Source organism: Pseudomonas sp. LBUM1670, from assembly GCF_059695695.1.
Genome location: NZ_CP166783.1, coordinates 3,522,195 through 3,540,252 on the forward strand (window position 1 = coordinate 3,522,195; position 18,058 = coordinate 3,540,252).

General features: G+C 56.6%; 14 protein-coding genes and 2 pseudogenes. 5 read left to right on the plus strand and 11 right to left on the minus strand.

What is annotated here, in order from left to right:
* The first annotated feature begins 1 nt into the window (after nucleotide 1).
* Nucleotides 2–1,330, plus strand: coding sequence for a TolC family outer membrane protein (locus tag ACA073_RS15965; RefSeq protein WP_497397622.1), 1,329 nt, complete (start codon nucleotides 2–4; stop codon nucleotides 1,328–1,330).
* A 711-nt stretch (nucleotides 1,331–2,041) separates the two neighbouring features.
* Nucleotides 2,042–3,424: an IS4 family transposase gene (locus tag ACA073_RS15970; RefSeq protein WP_497404122.1), complete on the plus strand. Its 1,383-nt coding sequence runs from the start codon at nucleotides 2,042–2,044 to the stop codon at nucleotides 3,422–3,424.
* 217 nt (nucleotides 3,425–3,641) lie between these two features.
* On the opposite strand, the gene ACA073_RS15975 is transcribed toward ACA073_RS15970, so the two are convergent.
* Nucleotides 3,642–4,568, minus strand: coding sequence for a Gfo/Idh/MocA family protein (locus ACA073_RS15975; protein ID WP_497397624.1), 927 nt, complete (start codon nucleotides 4,566–4,568; stop codon nucleotides 3,642–3,644).
* Nucleotides 4,569–4,675: 107 nt separating this feature from the next.
* Nucleotides 4,676–5,272, minus strand: coding sequence for an eCIS core domain-containing protein (locus tag ACA073_RS15980; protein WP_497397626.1), 597 nt, complete (start codon nucleotides 5,270–5,272; stop codon nucleotides 4,676–4,678).
* A 116-nt stretch (nucleotides 5,273–5,388) separates the two neighbouring features.
* Between ACA073_RS15980 and ACA073_RS15985 the strand changes: the two genes are divergently transcribed.
* Nucleotides 5,389–5,550 (plus strand): DUF2986 domain-containing protein, encoded by a 162-nt coding sequence (locus ACA073_RS15985; protein WP_497397628.1) that lies wholly within the window; start codon nucleotides 5,389–5,391, stop codon nucleotides 5,548–5,550.
* 267 nt (nucleotides 5,551–5,817) lie between these two features.
* Here the strand turns inward: ACA073_RS15985 and ACA073_RS15990 are convergent, their stop codons facing one another.
* The 4 genes and pseudogenes from ACA073_RS15990 to ACA073_RS16005 all read right to left on the minus strand — a co-directional run.
* Nucleotides 5,818–6,549: a TetR/AcrR family transcriptional regulator gene (locus ACA073_RS15990; RefSeq protein ID WP_497397630.1), complete on the minus strand. Its 732-nt coding sequence runs from the start codon at nucleotides 6,547–6,549 to the stop codon at nucleotides 5,818–5,820.
* A gap of 213 nt (nucleotides 6,550–6,762) precedes the next feature.
* Nucleotides 6,763–7,272, minus strand: coding sequence for a flavin reductase family protein (locus ACA073_RS15995; RefSeq protein ID WP_497397632.1), 510 nt, complete (start codon nucleotides 7,270–7,272; stop codon nucleotides 6,763–6,765).
* Nucleotides 7,273–7,309: 37 nt separating this feature from the next.
* Nucleotides 7,310–8,689, minus strand: coding sequence for an acyl-CoA dehydrogenase family protein (locus ACA073_RS16000; RefSeq protein WP_497397634.1), 1,380 nt, complete (start codon nucleotides 8,687–8,689; stop codon nucleotides 7,310–7,312).
* Nucleotides 8,690–8,736: 47 nt separating this feature from the next.
* A pseudogene (locus ACA073_RS16005) lies at nucleotides 8,737–8,826 on the minus strand (eCIS core domain-containing protein); the annotation flags it as partial.
* Nucleotide 8,827: 1 nt separating this feature from the next.
* On the opposite strand from ACA073_RS16005, the pseudogene ACA073_RS16010 reads away from it, so the two are divergent.
* Nucleotides 8,828–9,197, plus strand: a pseudogene (locus ACA073_RS16010) (IS30 family transposase); the annotation flags it as partial.
* A 427-nt stretch (nucleotides 9,198–9,624) separates the two neighbouring features.
* On the opposite strand, the gene ACA073_RS16015 reads toward ACA073_RS16010, so the two are convergent.
* Together ACA073_RS16015 and ACA073_RS16020 are read right to left on the minus strand one after the other, a co-directional pair.
* Nucleotides 9,625–10,458 carry a pirin family protein gene (locus tag ACA073_RS16015; protein WP_497397636.1) on the minus strand — a complete coding sequence of 278 codons (834 nt, stop codon included), beginning with the start codon at nucleotides 10,456–10,458 and terminating at the stop codon, nucleotides 9,625–9,627.
* Nucleotides 10,459–10,481: 23 nt separating this feature from the next.
* Nucleotides 10,482–11,102 (minus strand): FMN-dependent NADH-azoreductase, encoded by a 621-nt coding sequence (locus tag ACA073_RS16020; RefSeq protein ID WP_497397638.1) that lies wholly within the window; start codon nucleotides 11,100–11,102, stop codon nucleotides 10,482–10,484.
* A 114-nt stretch (nucleotides 11,103–11,216) separates the two neighbouring features.
* Here ACA073_RS16020 and ACA073_RS16025 point away from each other — a divergent pair, with 114 nt between their 5' ends.
* On the plus strand, nucleotides 11,217–11,609 hold the full coding sequence (locus tag ACA073_RS16025; protein ID WP_497397640.1) for a winged helix-turn-helix transcriptional regulator: 393 nt from the start codon (nucleotides 11,217–11,219) through the stop codon (nucleotides 11,607–11,609).
* Between the two features lie 74 nt (nucleotides 11,610–11,683).
* Here ACA073_RS16025 and ACA073_RS16030 read toward each other — a convergent pair whose 3' ends face one another.
* The 3 genes from ACA073_RS16030 to ACA073_RS16040 form a co-directional block, all read right to left on the minus strand.
* Nucleotides 11,684–12,235 (minus strand): FAD-dependent monooxygenase, encoded by a 552-nt coding sequence (locus ACA073_RS16030; RefSeq protein ID WP_497397642.1) that lies wholly within the window; start codon nucleotides 12,233–12,235, stop codon nucleotides 11,684–11,686.
* 305 nt (nucleotides 12,236–12,540) lie between these two features.
* Nucleotides 12,541–13,488 carry a diguanylate cyclase gene (locus tag ACA073_RS16035; RefSeq protein ID WP_497397644.1) on the minus strand — a complete coding sequence of 316 codons (948 nt, stop codon included), beginning with the start codon at nucleotides 13,486–13,488 and terminating at the stop codon, nucleotides 12,541–12,543.
* Entirely contained in the window at nucleotides 13,488–18,047 is a 4,560-nt protein-coding gene (locus ACA073_RS16040; protein WP_497397646.1) for a PAS domain-containing hybrid sensor histidine kinase/response regulator, read from the minus strand. Before ACA073_RS16040 ends, ACA073_RS16035 begins: the two co-directional genes overlap by 1 nt.
* Between the last annotated feature and the right edge of the window lie 11 nt (nucleotides 18,048–18,058).

The window sequence follows — 18,058 nt, forward strand, 5'->3', positions numbered from 1 at the left end:
AATGGATCGTCATTGCCTGTGCTTCTGCCTATTAGCGTTGTCCCTCCCGGCCAGCGCCATGGACCTCAAACAAGCCTGGGATCTGTTGCAGTACCAGGGCCCCGTCTACCGCGCCGCCGTGCATGAAAAGGAGGCTGGCCTGGAGAACCGCGCCATTGGCCAGGCCGGTCTGCTACCGCAGATCAGTGCCTCGGCCTACGACAACAAGGTCAATGGCACCCAGCGCCAGAGCGGCATCGAAAGGGATCTCGACTACGACTCCAAGGGCGCTAACGTGCGCTTGCGCCAGCCGCTGTTCAACAAACAGAAAATGGCCGAGTACCGCCAGGGCAAACAGCGCGCGGACTACAGCGTCGCGGTGTTCGATGCCAAGAGTCAGGACGCCGCGGTGCGCCTCGCCGAAAGCTATTTCGACGTGCTGTTGGCCAGCGAAACCATCCTCCTCGCCAAGTCCAAGCTGAGCGCCTTCGATGAGCAACTCGCCTCGGCGAACCGGCGCATGGAGCTGGGGGCTGGCACCGTCACCGACATCGACGAGTCGGTCGCTCGCCGCGACCTCGCCGATGCCGAGCTGATCGAAGCGCAGGACAACCTGATCAATGCGCGCCGCAAGCTTGAGGAATACATCGGAGAAACCCCCGAATCGCTGACCACCTTGCGTCCGAGCTTCGATACGCCACCGCTGTTACCGAGCAACCTGCAAGACTGGTTGGTCAAAGCCCAGACCGACAGCCCGCTGATCCATGCGCGCCGTCATAGCAGCGACCTCGCCGAAGAAGAAGTGAAGCGCGCCAGGGCTGGCCACTGGCCGACACTGGATTTCGTCGCCGGCTACACCGCGGGCGATAGCCAATCAATCTCCGAGCTGAATCAACGCAACCGCTACGCCTCAATCGGGCTGGAAGTCAATTTCCCGTTGTACAACGGTGGCGGCACCAGCGCGTTGACACGCCAGGCCAGTGCCAATAGCTACAAGGCCCTGGACGAACTCGACGCCACGCGCCAGGAAGTCATCTCCGGCACCACCCGCGAGTATGCCGGCGTACAGAGCGGCGCCAAGCGTATTCACGCACTGGAGCGGGCCGTGGAGTCCAACGAACGCTCACTGACGTCGACACGCAAGGGCTTCAAGGAAGGAGGCACCAGCACCAACTCGGACGTGCTCAATGCCGAAGAGCTGCTCTTCGTTGCTCGCCACGATCTGTTCGAGGCCAAGCTGCGTTACCTGATGTCGCGCCTGCGCCTGGCTTCTTCGGTGGGCAGTCTGGGCGACGACGATATCGACCACATCAATGACTACCTCGGGCCGGAACTGTTGGTCACCAACTGACTGTCACCGGCCGGTCGGCGCTCATCTGAACCGCGTAATGGCGCCTGTCAGCAGTGATTCTGGATGATGACATCGCCCACCCTGTGGGAGCCGGCTTGCTGGCGATGGCGCCCTGACGCCCGACCTTTATTTTCCAGTTGGAGTACATATCCATTTTTTCGGTAACGGCTGCTATTGGTTCCGCTCTTACAGCGGGTTACTTGGAAAAGCGCCAAGTAACCAAGCGCTTTTGCCCCTTTCGTTCGGTGCCTCGCTAGTGCTCGGCCTCTCGAGGGGGCGTGCACTGCAAAGCAAAAGCAAAAGCGAGGCGGCCTGCCAGCCGACCTGATTTCAAATGAACGCACCCCCCTGTAGGAGCTGGCTTGCCTGCGATGGACGTCAACGATAACGCGTGCTGCCTGAATGAATGCGGTGTCCAGGCGCTTTTCGCGAGCAAGCTCGCTCCTACAGTGGATCGGCGTACGCTTTTGCTTTTTCACCACTCATCAGGTCGAGCGTTAGCTCGCCTTCAGCTTTTGATCTGGCTTTTGATCTTCTTGCCCCCTCGAGGGCATGCCGAGCATTAGCGAGGCACCGAACGAAAGGGGCAAGAGCCGAATGGCACTTACTTAGCTGCCGGCAACGTCATTTACGCTGTGAAATTGGAGAAGGCTGGCCTTGGTCTACGGTGATAGTTGCGAACACACGCCGAAAACCAAGGACACAGCCCAGATGAATCGTAGACGCCAAATTGTTCAGCATCAACAACATCGCCTGCGTCAGCACGCCTCCAACGCCGACGCCTACGCATTCTTCGATTTGCTCACGGCCCCGCAGCTATTGCCCGTTGTAGAGTCCTCACTGCCCGAGCATCGGGAGCGGTTGTTTCCGCCGACCGAAACGCTTTCCATGTTTCTCGCCCAGGCGATGGGGGCTGACCGCTCCTGTCAGAATGTCGTCAATGATTTTTCAATAAAACGCGTCTGTGGAGGCTTGAGCCCTAGCAGTACCAGGACCGGGGCCTATTGCAAAGCCAGAAAACGACTGCCTGTCGAAATGGTCTCTACATTGCTCCATCACACGGGCGCGTTGATCAGCGATCATGCCCCGACATCCTGGCGCTGGCTGGACAGGCCGGTACGACTGGTGGATGGCACTACGATCAGCATGCCCGACACGGCGGCAAACCAGGCCGCCTACCCTCAATCTCGTGGTCAGAAAGTCGGTCTTGGTTTTCCACTGTCTCGAATGGTCGGTATCGTTTGTTTGTCCAGTGGCGCTGTCTTAAATGCTGCCGTGGGCCGTTTCCAAGGCAAGGGCGGGGATGAGCAGACGCTCCTCAGGTCGATGCTGGATACGCTGAAAACAGGCGATATCCTTTTGGGCGATGCCTATTACGCCACTTATTTTCTGCTTTGCGAATTACAGCGCAGAGGCGTGGACGGTGTGTTTGAACAATACGGTATACGTCGGCGCAGTACTGACTTTCGACTGGGCCAAAGTTTGGGCACAGAAGATCACCTGATCGAATATCAAAAACCTGCGCGACGACCTGTGTGGATGAGCCAGCGGTATTTTGAACAGGCCCCGGAGCGATTGCAGGTTCGGGAACTTAGAGTGGATGGCAAAACCTTGGTTACCACCCTGAGGTGCCCCAGGCAGGTACCGAAGACGGCGCTCAAGTCGCTGTACAAGAACCGCTGGCATGTGGAGCTGGACTTACGCAATCTCAAAGCGACGCTGGGCTTGGGGAAGCTGAGCTGCAAGACGCCGGATATGGCTATCAAGGAGCTGTGGGTTTATTTACTGGCGCACAACCTGATTCGAATGATCATGGCGCAGTCGGCCGCACTGGCAGACTGTTTGCCACGAGAGCTGAGCTTCAAGCACAGCCTCCAGCTTTGGCTGGCACTGAGGCAATACGGCGATCCCGGAAGAGACAATTTTTTAACATTGCTGGAATTGATCGCCCAACGACGCGTTGGAAATCGCCCGGGCCGCATCGAGCCGCGTGCTGTTAAACGACGACCCCAAGCCTACCCTTTGCTGACCAAGCCACGTTCGCTGGCAAGGGCAGAGGTTCGGGCGAATGGTCATCCGAAACACGTTAAGTAAGTGCCATTCGGGCAAGAGCCCTTGGTTACTTGGGGCTCTTCCAAGTGACTTGCCGTAAGGGCGAAACCAATAGTGGCCGTTCCGAAGGAATGGATATACACGCAGTCAACAATATCCAGGTTGGAAGTCAGGCCGCCTTCGCGAGCACGCTTTGCTCCTACAGACGTGCAACCCCATTTCACTCACAAGACGCGCCTCTGCCTTACCTGACCGACCCCTAATCGTAGAACGGCTCAACCAACGCCCGACTGCCGACAAAAAAACTATCGGCCACCCATCGCAACGGCTGGAGATCCAGGTCACTGGCCTTGTCGCCAATCAGCCGCTGAAAATGTCGATACACCGCCGCGTACTCGCCCTCCTCCGATACGGCTTGTTGCACGCCATCAATACTCAGCATTGCGCCGCCGTTGTCCAATCGCAGGATGCCTTCGGTGCAGCGAATCTCGATGCTCCAGAGTTCGTCATGACCGTGGTCGAAATCGAACTCCGCGCGGACATCGAGGTGGCGCGCGTCAGACATTTTGATGGAAGCGGCAATAGGCGACTGGCAGTTGCCGGGGACTCGCAGTTCGGCGGACTCGACAAACAGCGGCAGCGCCAGCAGATGGGTAGCAATCGACAAGGCATTGATGCCGGGATCGAAGACGCCAAGGCCGCCGGGTTGCCAGATCCATGCCTGGCCGGGGTGCCACTTGCGCACGTCTTCCTTCCAGTCGATCTGCACGCTTTGCAGGGTGCGGGTGGCCAGCCAGTCACGGGCGGCTTCGATGCCGGGCGCGTAGCGTGAATGCCAGGCGAACAGACCGCTGACGCCTTGCTCACCGACCTGATCCACCAACGCCATCGCTTCGCCCAACGTGGCGCACGGCGGCTTTTCGACCAGCACGTGTTTGCCTGCGGCCAGCGCTTGTTGCACCAGAGCGAATCGTCCTTGCGGCGGTGTGCAAAACGCAATCGCATCCACAGGCGGGCCGTTTTCGAGCAGCTCGCTCAGGGACTGAAAGTTCTCGACTCCGGCGCAGGGCTGCCCTTGCGTTGCGACAGCGACCAACTGGAATGCGGGGTTGGCGTTGATAGCGGGGACGTGTTGATCCTGGGCAATCTTGCCGTAGCCCACCAGACCGAGACGGATCGGTTGCATCAATGACTCCTGGTTTTTTTCTTGTCTTGGGAAGCGAATCAACAAGACTACGTTTGTATGCCGGGTAAGTCATTGATGACACGCTGACGTTTCGTGGGTTCTACCCTTCAGTCAGTCCCTTCCCGCACCCACCGTCTGACCTCAGCCTGTATGGCATAAGCCGGTGCCTCCACAGTATTGAAATCTTGTGTATACCGCTGGGCAAATCCTTCTACCCCCCATTCCTGAAACTGCTGCACATGCTTTAGTTCGTGAGCCCAGAGCGCGACGTTCTGTTCTGCAGTTTGAGCGTCCCGGAAGAGGATGATGTCGATCAGCGTCACGGCCCCGACATCGGGGTTTTGCAGCATGGCAGTGGCGGCGCTGAATTGGCCGTTGTCGCTGATTTTGTAGTGCGCGGCATCGAGGACACTGGGGTCATACCAGCGCAGCAGTTGCTCCCGGATGTGCGGTGGAATGGGTTGGATGCCGGCGCTGGCTGCTTCAGCGCGGGCTTGGGTCAGCCACAGCGCCAAGGCAGGTGCCGCGATCTGGTAGATACCATCAGGCACGGGGCCGAGCACCTGTCCCAGGTCTGGCAGGCAGATACAGCCGTCCAGGCACACTTGTTTCTCGCCAGCCGGACAGGCGTTGGTCTGGGCTGGCACTTCAAGCGTCAGGCAAAGAACCAACAGCGCCACCAGGCGCGTGGTGAAGGACGGCATTCGGACCTCCAGGGACGGAAGCAGCGCGAACAGTGGGTTACAATATCGACGACCCGCAAAGCTTCAGCGTATCCCTATCGGTAGCATTCAAGAATTGACAAGCTGAGTAGAAAAACATGAATCGTCAAAAAAAAATAAAGCAGCTATTAAAAGCTCACGCCAAAAAGGCGAGTGCCAAATTGGCACCGCAAAACAAGTCTAAATACATTAGTAAAGCTGACCGATTGAAACTGGCTGCGGAATCCAGTCAAGACTCAATCGTTTCCTCTGAGAGCTGATCCATGTGTTTTGAGCACCCTGCCCAAGTGGTGCTCCCGTTACTGGAGGTCAGTTTCGGGTTGCGACCCTTCGCGACAGGCAGAAATCGGCCAAAAGGAGACTGTCGCGATCGCGCTGATCGGTCAGTGAGCTTTAGTTCCTGTTCACGGTTTTTCTGTCGATCTTCCGCCGTCGTTGAAAAAATCATCCGTCGCGCGAAAGGACGCCGAGTGCTTCCAGGCTGAATAGGCCCGCTATGGCAATTCGGACAACGGTGGCCGCTCACCTCAACTGGAGAGATCGATCTGAATGATCCGCTCAACTTCATTATGAGGAACGCCGAGGCCGCGAAGGATGTACTGCACCATGCCCTCCACCGCACTCACCGGGCGCTCCCCCTCGAGGATCTTGCGCAGCAGGTAAAGCATGCCGCCAATGATGCAGTCGACGGTTGAGGTGATATCGACGACGTCGAAAGCCTTGGAGTTGTTGCCTGTGAGAATATCCCGGGCCAAGGGGTTCCCCATGGTCGATATCATGTCGTTGATGCTGTACACCGAGTGCACCAGAAACCAGCCCCAGACCGGATCGGTAAGACCGCGGTGGATAGTTGTACGGATGTTGACCCCGACTCTTTCGGCGATGCCGGCCTCTGGCGAGGTTGCCGCATCCAGCGCCTCGATCATCAGCATGGCGTCTTCAATAAAGACCGCGCGGGCGACTTCTTCTTTGCTTGAGAAGTAATTGTAGAAAGTGCCAAAGGACATTTCGGCTTCTTCGGTGATGTCGTTGATCGCGGTGGCTTCGATGCCCTTGCGGCCCATTACCGAGCGGGCTGCCCGCAGCAATTTGTTGCGGGTACGCAAGCGGGCCTTTTCATGGATACGGGGTTGGCGCGGCGGGGTTGCTTCAACAGCGGCGGGAGACGCAGTGGGTAAGGCCTCGCCCTTTTTAGCAGAGGGTTCTGCTGCTTTCCGGCGTTTAGGCGGCTGGGCCTCGTGCGTTACCTTGTCTTTCATGTCACTTACCATCATCGGCGCTAAAGCAGTCGGCGCAAGGATACCCGACTCAGACGGGGCATGACAGCGGCCCGCCCGGAGCCCGAATAACGATGCTTCGTTATCCCAGGTTGGCCCTGCAATAACGAAGCATCCACGCAATGACGTCACTGAAGTTTCCTGTCCAGCCCAGCAAAAACCGCCGGGTAGTCAACGCCGGAGCGGTGGTTTCAGCTAGCCAAGATCAAACCAACAGGTGACCGGGTCGAGGGCATGCAACTGTTTGTAAGCACCCGAGAAGAACAACAGCGGACGGCCGTCCGACTCCTCCAGTGCCTCGACATCGGCGGTGTAGATCAAATGATCGCCGCCGACATGCACGGCATTGGCGCGCACCGCTAACTGCACCAATGCACCGTCCAATACCGGCGCCTGGTCCAACTGGCGAAATACGGGCTGCTGATCAGGGATGGGGCGACCGCCGAAATGGCTGCTGACCGCCTCATGCTCCTCCCGCAGAAAGCTGATGCCAAAGGCATCGCCCGCCTGAATGCTGCTGGCAAATCGCGCCTGGGTACGCACCGCGATCAGCACCATGGGCGGATCCACCGACAACGACATGAAGGCATTGGCCGTCATACCGGTGGGCTGGCCTTCATGGATGAAGCTGACCACGGTAACCCCCGTGGCAAACTTGCCCATCACGCGGCGAAACGACCGCGCATCTACGTCACAAACTTGCATAACCCGCACTCCTCATCGATATGCACGATCACGCCGCTTAGATAAAAGGCGTACCCGGGTTCACGCCACAGAGGATCCGGCCGTAGGTTTCAAAATTGAGGTTGGGGCTGACGATGCCATGCAGCGACGCGATGCGGGCGTCCTGCCAAATCTTGGCCATGGGGTTATTGACCGCCGCCAGCGAGCCGCCTGAGGCTGAGGCCAACAAATCGACAGCTTCCCAGATCAGCTTTTCGGCGTATCCGACATCGCGGCGTACCTTGGCGCGTTCGAGAAAATCCATGTAGATGCCGGAGGCGGCGCTGATGTCCATGGCGTCTGCCTGGCGTTCGAGGATGGTGCGCGCCGCGTCGATTTTGGCAGAGGCTTCACCGACTTGCAGGTGAGTGATCGGCGCCTCGGACTGCTTGGCGTACCAGGAGTATTGAATGCCCCGACGTGGCAGGGTTTCCAGAAAGGTTTCCAGCGCTGCTATGCCCACACCTAGCGCCGGGAAGGTCAGGATAATGGCAAGCATGGGCATGCACGCGGTGCGGAACAGCGGTTCATCCGCCAAGTGGGTGGACAGGTATTTCCCCTCGATGGCCTGGGTGACTGACGCGATGCGCGCCTGCGGCACGAACACGTTTTTCACCGCAACGCTGGAACTGCCGCTGCCGGAGATACCGATTACATCCCAGTCGTGAAGAATTTCGATCTGTTCGATGGGAATCAGCGCAGCGCCCTGGTCGATCACATTGCCGCTGTCGTCCACCAGGGGAATTCCCAGCATGTCCCAGTTAGCGTGATAAATCCCGGAGTTGAAGCCCCACAGGCCCTCTTCAATCAGGTAACCGCCTTCCACTTTCTTGACCACCGCCTTGCGCGGCGACAGCACGCCCGCTACGCGCGCCGGCTTGCTGCCGCGAAATACCTCTTGCGCCGCAGCTTCGCCAAAGAACGTGGCGGCGCACCAGGTGGTGACGTTGGTCAGCGCCGTTACCCAGGCTACTGAGGCGTCGGCGCGACCCAGTTCGGTCACCACATTGAGGAAAGTTCGCATGGAGACAGCCTCACCACCAAACTGGCGCGGCGTGGTCATGCTTAACAGGCCACCGGCTTCGAGGTCCGCGATGGTCTCGGCGGGGAGTTTACCGAGGGCTGCGGTTTCCTGGGTGCGAGCCTTGAGCGCAGGGATCAGCGAGCGAGCGTAGTCCTGCAAAGCAAGGCCGCGATCGCTTGGGCTATCGACGGTTTGCACTGGGTTTGCTGGGTTAATCGCGTTCATGACTTCATCCTTTTTTGGTGTTGTTTTGTGATGCTCATGTCCAGTAGCGAAGGCCGGGCAGGAGTTATTGATATAGTCATCAAATTTGATGATGTCATCAATAGTTTTTTTAGAGTGTTTGATTCTTACGATCACAACGTCGGTGCGCAATACGTTCTAAACGCACCTCATGCCTGTAACGCGGGGCTTGGGTCAGTCCACAGCGCCCGGGCAGGTGCCGCGATTTGGTAGATGCCATCAGGGAGGGGGCCGAGCATCTGTCCCAGGTCTGGCAGGTAGATGCAGCCCCGCTACGTGATGTTGGTGAAGGTGGTCGGTAAAGATACCGAGTCGGTTATCAGCGCCCTGCTCGAAAACGCCCGGGAGTTACCCCAGGAACTCTACAAATCGCTGACGTGGGATCGCGGCAAAGAGATGGCTGCCCATAAGCGCTTTACGGTGGCTACCTACATAAAGGTCTACTTCTGCGATCCTCATCGTCCTTGGCAATGGGAAAGAATGAGAACACCCACGGGTTGTTAAGGCAGTGCTTCCCGAAAGGAACCGACCTTGTGGATCACTCGCAAGCCATGCTCAATGAAGTGACAAGGCAGCTAAATAGCCGCCCTCGAAAACACTAAACTACGAAACGCCCGCTGCGGCATATTCTCGAATGGTTATTGCCGACAACCCACCCACTACCGCGAACATATTCTCGGTAGTGGGTGCACAGGAAAGCTTGCGAACATGGACTCCTTTATGGTCGGTCCCCCACCAATGGACACGTAATCATTGATCCGATAGGCAATGGTGGGCTGAAGGGTTATTTCCTTGGAGCGCTACAGAGCTCAATCCAGACAGCACACTTACGCTGAGTAAAGACACATGGGATCACACGGCTATTCAGTTCCATTTTTCACCTATTGTTTATGTTGATTGCACGCAGGCAAGGCTCCGCCTTCCTGTGCACTTGTCAGTGCCGGTTGGTGTTGATCGAAGTTGTGTAAAAAGCCCTGGCTGAATAGCCCCAGGGCATCATTGCTGTACTACAGATGCGAATCAGGAACTCAACTAAGCCACTCGATTTGGCACTTCTGAATCGGAACTCAAGTCGGGATGAACCTGCCGGTTTGTAAATCCATGAATGCCTGGATGATTTCCTCCTCGGTGTTCATCACAAATGGCCCGCCCACCGCGATGGGCTCATCGAAAACGGGACTTGCGTAGACGAGTAACCGCAAAGAAGTTTGCGAGGTTATTTTCAGTGTGGACGTTTGATCCGCTGGCGGAATCTCCGGCCAGGCCAAGTCACCCGTTGTCACGGATCGATCGCCGATGCCAAGCAAGGCATCGCCACCCAGCATATATACAAATGCACGCTGTCCCGCCGGAATTGGGAGCTCGAAGCTCGTTCCTGTATCCAGTTTCAACTCTATCAATGTGAGCGGCCAGGTCGATCCGTGCGGCACGCAGACCTGACCCAACTGGCCTGCGTAGATACGTGCCTCAACACCTGACTCGCGATGAACTTGTACGTCTTGCATCTGGAGGTCGGAATAGCGAGCGGGTGTTGATTTGAGCCGTGCAGGGAGGTTGAGCCACAATTGCAAGAGGTGCACTCCCTGCGGTCCTGGCATCTCGCTATGCATTACCCCACCGCCAGCAGTCATAAACTGCACGGCACCGGGACCGAGCACTCCCCTGGTGCCGGTATGGTCCTCATGCAGCAACTGCCCATCAATAACGAAAGTCACCGTCTCCATGCCGCGGTGCGGGTGGGTCGGGAATCCGGCGGGCGGCGCGAACCAGTCCTCGACCAGCAAAAGGAATGGGCTGTTTTCGGCCGCGTCGTCCGGCGAGATCACCAGGCGAGCCCGGTGGTTGGTGGCTCGAACCTGAGGCCCACCCGCGCGCTGTACTTTCTGGATTGAGAGGGTCACTGCATCATTCTCCAATGACTGACTTACGCTTCGATCGCGGCGATGTGCTGCTCTGCCTGGGCGATTGCTACCTGGCGTTGCTCCGGTCCAGCGTTGACACCTTCTGCGACTACTACTTCGAGATCTTTGATGCCCAAGAAGGCGAAGGCACCCCGCAAGTAGGTTTCAGCATGCTCCATCACCTGCACGGGCGAACCTGCGCCGTAGAAACCGCCTCGCGAGATGGTCAGGATCACCCGCTTTTTACCTGCCAAGCCTACTGGCCTGCCTTCGACGTATTGGAATGTCTTGCCGGCAACGGCAATACGGTCAATCCACGTTTTGAGCTGGCTGGGAATGGTGAAGTTGTAGAAACCGACGCCAATGACCACGATGTCAGCGGCAAGGAATTCCTGCATGACTTGCTCTCCCAGTGCCAAGTCCGCAACCAGCTCCGGATTTTGTGGTGCCTCCAGTCCATTGCGTGAGACCGCTACGTAGGCGCCCGAGAGGTGGGGTATGGGATTCGCAACCAAGTCCCGATAAGTTACCTGTAGCCGCGGGTCAGCCTGCACCAGGCGGGCTGCAACTTTTGCAGACAGGGAGCGGCTTACAGAGTGGGAGCCCAGAATGCTGGAGTCGAGATGGAGCAGGTTTTTGGACATGGAACCCTCACGCGGTATAAATTTGATACTTAGAAACTAAATTAAACCTTTGGGCTCATGCAAGAAGGCACATGAATGATACCTGGGCACATTTTGGAAACTATTGGTGGTGAAGTGGCTCTGCTCTCGGACAGCTGCCAGCGGGTGAGCGAGGTGCTGTCGCGTGTCGGTGACAAGTGGAGCGTGCTGGTGGTGATCCTGTTACAGGACGGCCCGCGCCGGTTCAACGAACTCAAGCGCATGATCAATGGGGTTTCCCAGCGCATGCTGACAATGACGCTGCGTGGATTGGAGCGAGACGGCCTGGTCAAGCGAACCGTGTACCCAACGACGCCACCTCGCGTTGAGTACGAACTGACGCCTTTAGGGCATTCGCTCAGCAAACCGGTAGAGGCGCTAGGGCGCTGGGCCTTCGCCCATCTCGACGAGATCCAGGCGGCGCGAGTAGCGTTCGATGAGCGCGCGCTGATGGCGTCTTCTGAAACTTCTGCTTCTGCGGACATCTAGCTCCTCCAGGGGCCTCGTTCGGCTGTATCCAGGTCCGGTACCAGCCAGTACCGGATCTCAGACAACGGGTCTCATCAGTCTTGACATTTTTGGAGCGCGACACCTAATCGAGCAATCATCGCATCGAGATCCTCCGGTCCTTTTGCTCCACCGTATATATGGAAGTCAGGTCGAACCAGCACGGCGCGTACGGCATTATTCTGGAAGTAATCGCGATAGGTTCCGTCAAGGTCAACAACCTTGCCGGCTCCGACATTTGGTCCACCCAAAGCGATCGGGAGCGGTTGGAGTCTCTGAACTGACAAGTGTGCAAGCAGGTCTCGCGATTCCCCTGGCATCACCATATATTCGAAGCGGCGATGTGTTTTACCCAGCTGGAACAGGCACATAGGACGCTTGGGATCACAGATCTGCCCGTTGTCGAATTCGAAGTGAAGCGGTCGCTTCTGCTTGAAGTCGAGTACCACCCAACGTTCATTGAATCCGAGATCCTCCCAAGGCATTTGGAGGTGTTTACGTACGAAGCTATTGGCGCCATCTGCCCCAACGAGGTAACGCCCTTTGACGGTCTTTCGTTCGCCAGTTGGAGTAGAACGCCCTGCGAGTCGAGGGAGAGGTTGATTCAAGACCTCATTCCATCTCCAATCAGTTCCACAAGATAAGTCGCTGTTCGACGAGGGTTACTCTCCCTGGTCCCTGCGCCCTGCATAAAAGAGATGCGCAAAACCCTGCAGCGCCGTGTCCACGAAACGCTCATCGCTAGTGCCAGCGGGGAACTGCATAACGCCATGTATTACCAACGACACCAGTCCGTGCATGTGTGACCAGCCAGCAAGGGCAGCTCCCCGTACCTCACGGCTTTCAACGTCAAGCCCGAGATGTAGAAGACGAGACGCATAAAGAGCCAAAAATGCAATCAGAAAGGGGGCTCTTACCCAGACGACATTGCAGATGAACATACTCGGGCCCTGCCTGCTGTCTTCGCTGTATAAAGTTGCTTGTCAGCAGCTTCTATTAAAGCCTGGAACTCAAAATCACCAGTGGGCGTCATTGTTGCGACGCCTAGAGAAACAGTCACTACACGATCTACATCAGAAGCAGAGTGCTCGATACCCAGTGCTCGAATACGCTCTTGCATTTTTTCTGCAATTTCGACCGCCCCAGAAAGACCTGTATTGGGCAGGATGCAGGCAAACTCTTCGCCACCATACCGAGCGACCAGGTCAAAAGGGCGTCTAACCGTTTCAAATAACGCTTGTGCAACGGATTTCAGACAGCCATCTCCGGCCTGGTGTCCGTATCGGTCGTTGTAGCGTTTGAAAAAGTCCACATCCACCAAGATGAGCGACAGCGGCTTTTGCTCTCGAAAGCACTGACGCCAATTCGCCAATATGTCCTCATCGAATTTGCGTCGATTGGCCACTCCAGTAAGGCCATCCATCAATGCCATGGAACGTAGCAGATCATTCTGTAGCTTCAAGGTTAGATGTGTTCGCACACGTGCTCTAACAATGGTGGGATTGATGGGCTTGCTGATGAAATCCACCGCGCCCAGCTCCAGACCTGTCACCTCATCTGACTCCTGCCGCTGTGCGGTGATGAAGATGATGGGAATGCCCTGGGTCGCAGGGTCAGCCTTGAGTCGACGGCATACTTCATGCCCATCCATGTCCTCCATGACGACGTCCAGCAGAATCAGATCGGGCAGTTGGCTCCGGCATACCGTGATCGCCTGCTCACCGCTGATGGCCATGAACACATCGCAATCCCCGCGGAACAGCTCATGCAACACCCGGATATTAGTCGGTTGGTCGTCGACAATGAGGAGTTTGGGACGGTTATAGGGATGCGGCATCCAGGTTTCCATCGACTGTTCCATCAGGCAGATCTCAGAAGTTCACGACCAATTGGCATCGCAGCGGAAAAGTCCAGCGACTGCACGATGACCACAAATTCGTCGAACCGTGGGCGTAGGGATGGCTGTGTTTTCGGTGCCAACGCGTCTGCCAGCTCTATGGCTTGAAGGTTGCCCGCTTCTAGCAATATCAAAAGCTCCTCTAGTGACTTTTTCCATTGCATCGACGCCATCAAGTCCTCGCCAGCCCCGATCTTTACACGCGGGCTCTGACTAAACTCAACATTCAATTGCTCAAGGCTTTGTTGCAATAACTTGCTCAATTCGTCAAACCATGTCGCGTCAGTAAAGAATTTCGCGACAGACTCTGCATCTGCGTGTTTTAGTGACTGCTCCAAGTTGCCTGCCAGCAGCGACAGCGTCTTGGCCCCCATTGTTCCACTGCTACCTTTAAGGGTATGGAGCACGAAAGCTGCCCCCGAGGCATCTTGCCGCCGGATCTGATCGTGCAACCGGGCAAGCTGCTTTTCCGAATCCGGACCAAAGTTACGCAGCACATTGCGGATCAACTCAAGGTCATCGCCAAAGCGCTCAATGATTGACGCACGCGGTTCAATGACACTTTCTCGTGTATCGGCTTGTTCCAAGGCTAGAGATCTACGGCTATCCTCACGGCCCGCCTGGTTGAGCAGCGTTATGACGAGTTGCTCAAGATCTATGGGTTTGCCGACATGATCATTCATCCCCGCAGCAAGACAGGCCTCACGGTCGGTATTGGAGGCGTTCGCGGTCATCGCCACAATCGGCAGTGCTGCAAAGAGTGGATTTGATCGAATACGACGAGTTGCTTCCAAGCCATCAATATCCGGCATCTGAATATCCATCAACACAACGTCGAAGGGCACATCCTCAGCCATCACTCTTCTCACCCCTTCCAGACCACCTTCAGCCAGTGTCACCTGAGCGCCTTCCCCCGTCAGTAATTCATCGGCAACCTGCCGATTGAGCATGTTGTCTTCCACGACCAATAGCCGCAGTCCAGCCAGACGTCGCGGCCTGCCAGCCCTTGACCGGGACGGGGGGGGCTGCTCGAGGCCTATGCCGATAACCGCGCGCTGAACAGCGTCGGCCAACTGCCTGGGGGTGACAGGCTTGGTGAGAAACCCCACGAAGGGAGCGTTTCCCATCTCGTTTGCGTCGGCCAGCACTTCACGGCCGTAAGCGGTAATCATAATGATCATTGGAGGAGGTACGCCGTTGCCCTGCTGATGGATCAATTGCGCAGCGCTCAGCCCATCCATATCGGACATCCGCCAGTCCATCAGTACCACGTCGTAGGCTTCGCCTCTCGCCTGGGCGCGCTTCACCCATTCCACCGCTTGCGTGCCACCACTCACGCGCTCGGCCTTCCACCCCAATGCATGAACCGTTCGCAACAGCAATTCACCCGCCACGGCGTTGTCGTCGACGACCAGTATCCGTATGGACAGATCGACTCCGGGGCTGTCAGATCTGCGCAGCGAATTCGGCGCTACATCCAGGGTGATATCGAACCAGAAGCGACTTCCCCTACCCTGCTGGCTCTCCACCAGAAGTTCACCGCCCATCAAGCTGACCAACCGCTTACAGATCACCAAGCCCAGACCGGTGCCACCAAAGCGGCGGGTGGTTGAAGCCTCGGCCTGAGTGAATCCTTCAAAAATGTGCTGAAGTTGCTCCGGGTTGATACCGATACCTGTATCAGACACTGCGATGCGCAATCTCACAGAGTTTTCCGTGCGCATCAGTTGCTCGACGCTGACCACGATCTGGCCTTCCATGGTGAACTTGAGGGCGTTACCCGCCAGGTTGATCAGCACCTGTTGCAGCCGCAGGCTATCGCCTATCAGGTCGTTGGGTAGATTGGAGTCCAGATCGAACATGACCTCGACTTCTTTCTGACCCTGGTTGCCGGCCAGCACAAAGGAGAGGTCACGCATGAGCGATTCGAGTTGGAATGGATGCACATCGAGTTGCAGCTTGCCGGCCTCAATCTTGGAGTAATCAAGGATCTCATTGAGCAAGCCCAGCAGTGATTTCGCAGCGGTCTGCGCCTTGATTACATAATCAAGCTGGCGACCATTCAGGTCGGTGTTCTGCACCAACTGCAACATACCCAACACGGCGTTCATCGGCGTCCGTATTTCATGACTCATGTTGGCCAGAAAGGCAGACTTGGCCGCACTCGCGGTATCTGCCTGTTCCTTGGCGTAAAGCAGGTGTGACTCCAACTCGCGCTGGGAGGTAATGTCCCGATTGATGCCCGTCACTCGCAAAGCCGCACCGCTTGGATCGCGCTCGATCTGCGCACCGGCCTGTATGAAGCGGAGCTGACCGTCCGGGCGAACGACGCGGAAAATTGTGTCGTACACCCCCGTCCCCTCGACTGCGGCACTCAGCTTTTCAGCCGTTTCCACAACATCGTCAGGGTGAACACGCGAGTACCAATGCTCATAGCTCAGACCATTATTGCGCAACGTTAGTGGCTGCCCGTAGAACTCGAACATGCGATCATTCCACTGCAAGGCATTGTCCGCCAATGTCCAGGACCAGATACCCAGTTCGGCGACTTCCGCGGCCATCAGCAACTGCTCATGCACCGCCATCAATTCGCTACGTTGTTTCTGTGTCGTCTCCAGGCTCGCAGCCAGCTCCATTTCTGCCGCTTTACGTTCGGTGATGTCTACCGCGATGCCCAGGTAACCGTTCAATTTCCCTTCGTCATCGCGCATGGAGGTGACCACCAGCGTGACAGGAAACCGCGAGCCATTCTTACGTATGTAAGTCCACTCCCGTGTTTCTGCGCCTTCAAGCTCGGGTTTATGGGTCAAAACACGGAAACCGTCGATTGCATGAGCGTACTCCTCGCTAAGTTCAACACCACGAGCAGCGATTTCTTCTGGTTCATGTATCAATGAAGGTGTGTGTTTACCCAATAACTCATCGGCGTCATAACCCAATAACTGCTCGGCGCCCTTGTTGAACACCCGGATAACACCATCGAGATCCGTCGCAATGATCGAAAACTCGGTGGCCGAGCGCAGCACCGTGCCTAACAATAGATTGAGATGCCGTAACTCGGAAGTTCGTTGCGCAACCTGTTCCTCCAGGCTGGAATTGAGTTCAAGAATTCGGGCCTCCGCTGCTTTTTTCGCCGAGATATCCCTCAACGTCTTGGAGGCTCCTATGACGCGACCACCCTCGCCAAAAATGGGTGAGATGCTTACGGAGACATCAATCAGCCGGTTATCTTTGCATCGACGTTGGGTATCAAAGCTCCTTATCCGTTCCCCCGCGCTGATACGCGCAAGGATATGGGCTTCCTCAGCTACAAACTCCTCAGGAATAACCAGACTGGCCAGCGTCTGGCCCACCGCCTCCTCGGCGGTATAGCCAAAAAGATGCTCGGCTCCCTTGTTCCAGTTGGTGACGAAGCCATCGAGAGTCTTACCAATGATGCCATCGGCCGAGCTTTCAACGATGGCGGCCAGTCTTGCTTGCTCGGCGAGTATCTGCCGCCTTCGTTGATGACTGACGCTCACGACTCCAACCAGAGTAGCTAAAAGAAATGTAAGCAAACCACCAATCAAAAGGACGACCTTCGGCGAAACCTGATGCAGACGCTGGAGGAACAACAGGTGCGCGCCGAGTTCGATTTGCCATCGCCTCCCGAACACCTCGCGCTCCACCTGATGGGTCATCAATGTTTGACGGCTCGTCGAGTCGTCGGTGCTTTGATAAAACACCTCCTCTCGTCCGGGGACGGTGATATCCCTCAATCGCAGATGGATCGATTCATTTTCCACGCGTAGGCCGTTGAGCACCTCCTCGGTCAGCAACCCGGTGAAGCTCCAGCCAAATGCCGCTGCCTCTCGCTCTGCAACGGTTGATGGAGTCACCCCTTCACGATAAATGGGTAACAGCACCAAGAAAGACTGCAGCGGCTTTCCTAGGCCGATTACCAGTGTGATGGGGGCGGTAATCCGTGCCTGACCGCTTTGCATTGCAGCCTGGGCGGCCTCACGCCGAACTGCTTCCGAAGCAATGTCCAAGCCAATTGCTGCCTGGTTACGCTCAACCGGGTGGACATACTGGATAACGTAACGTTCGCCTGAATGGGGTGAAAACTGGCGAATGGTAAAATCGGCTTTGCCATCAGCTCTAACACGCTTAAGAAACTGACCTTCGTCTTGCTCTTGTACACGTCTTATAAAACCAAACCCGAGTGAACCAGGAAACTCAGTAGCAAGATCGCGAGTTTGGTGGTATCGAAGGAAAAATTCGCGACTGAGACCCTGTTCTCCCGCAGTCAGCACGGCCCCACGAGCGCCTTGCAATCCGTATTGATAAAGCCGGAGTCGAGTCAAAACCGCGTCTGCTGCATCCTCGGTAGCCGCAATGACCGCTTTTTGGGCCTGCTGTTCGTTGAAACGTTCAAGGGCCCAGCTCCCGAGAATGCTTGCCCCTACCCCCACCACCAGAGTAATCGCTGCTCCCCAGCTCAATGCAAAAAACTTATGTTTTCTCACCGGCGGTGCCCCCATTACAGAAAGCC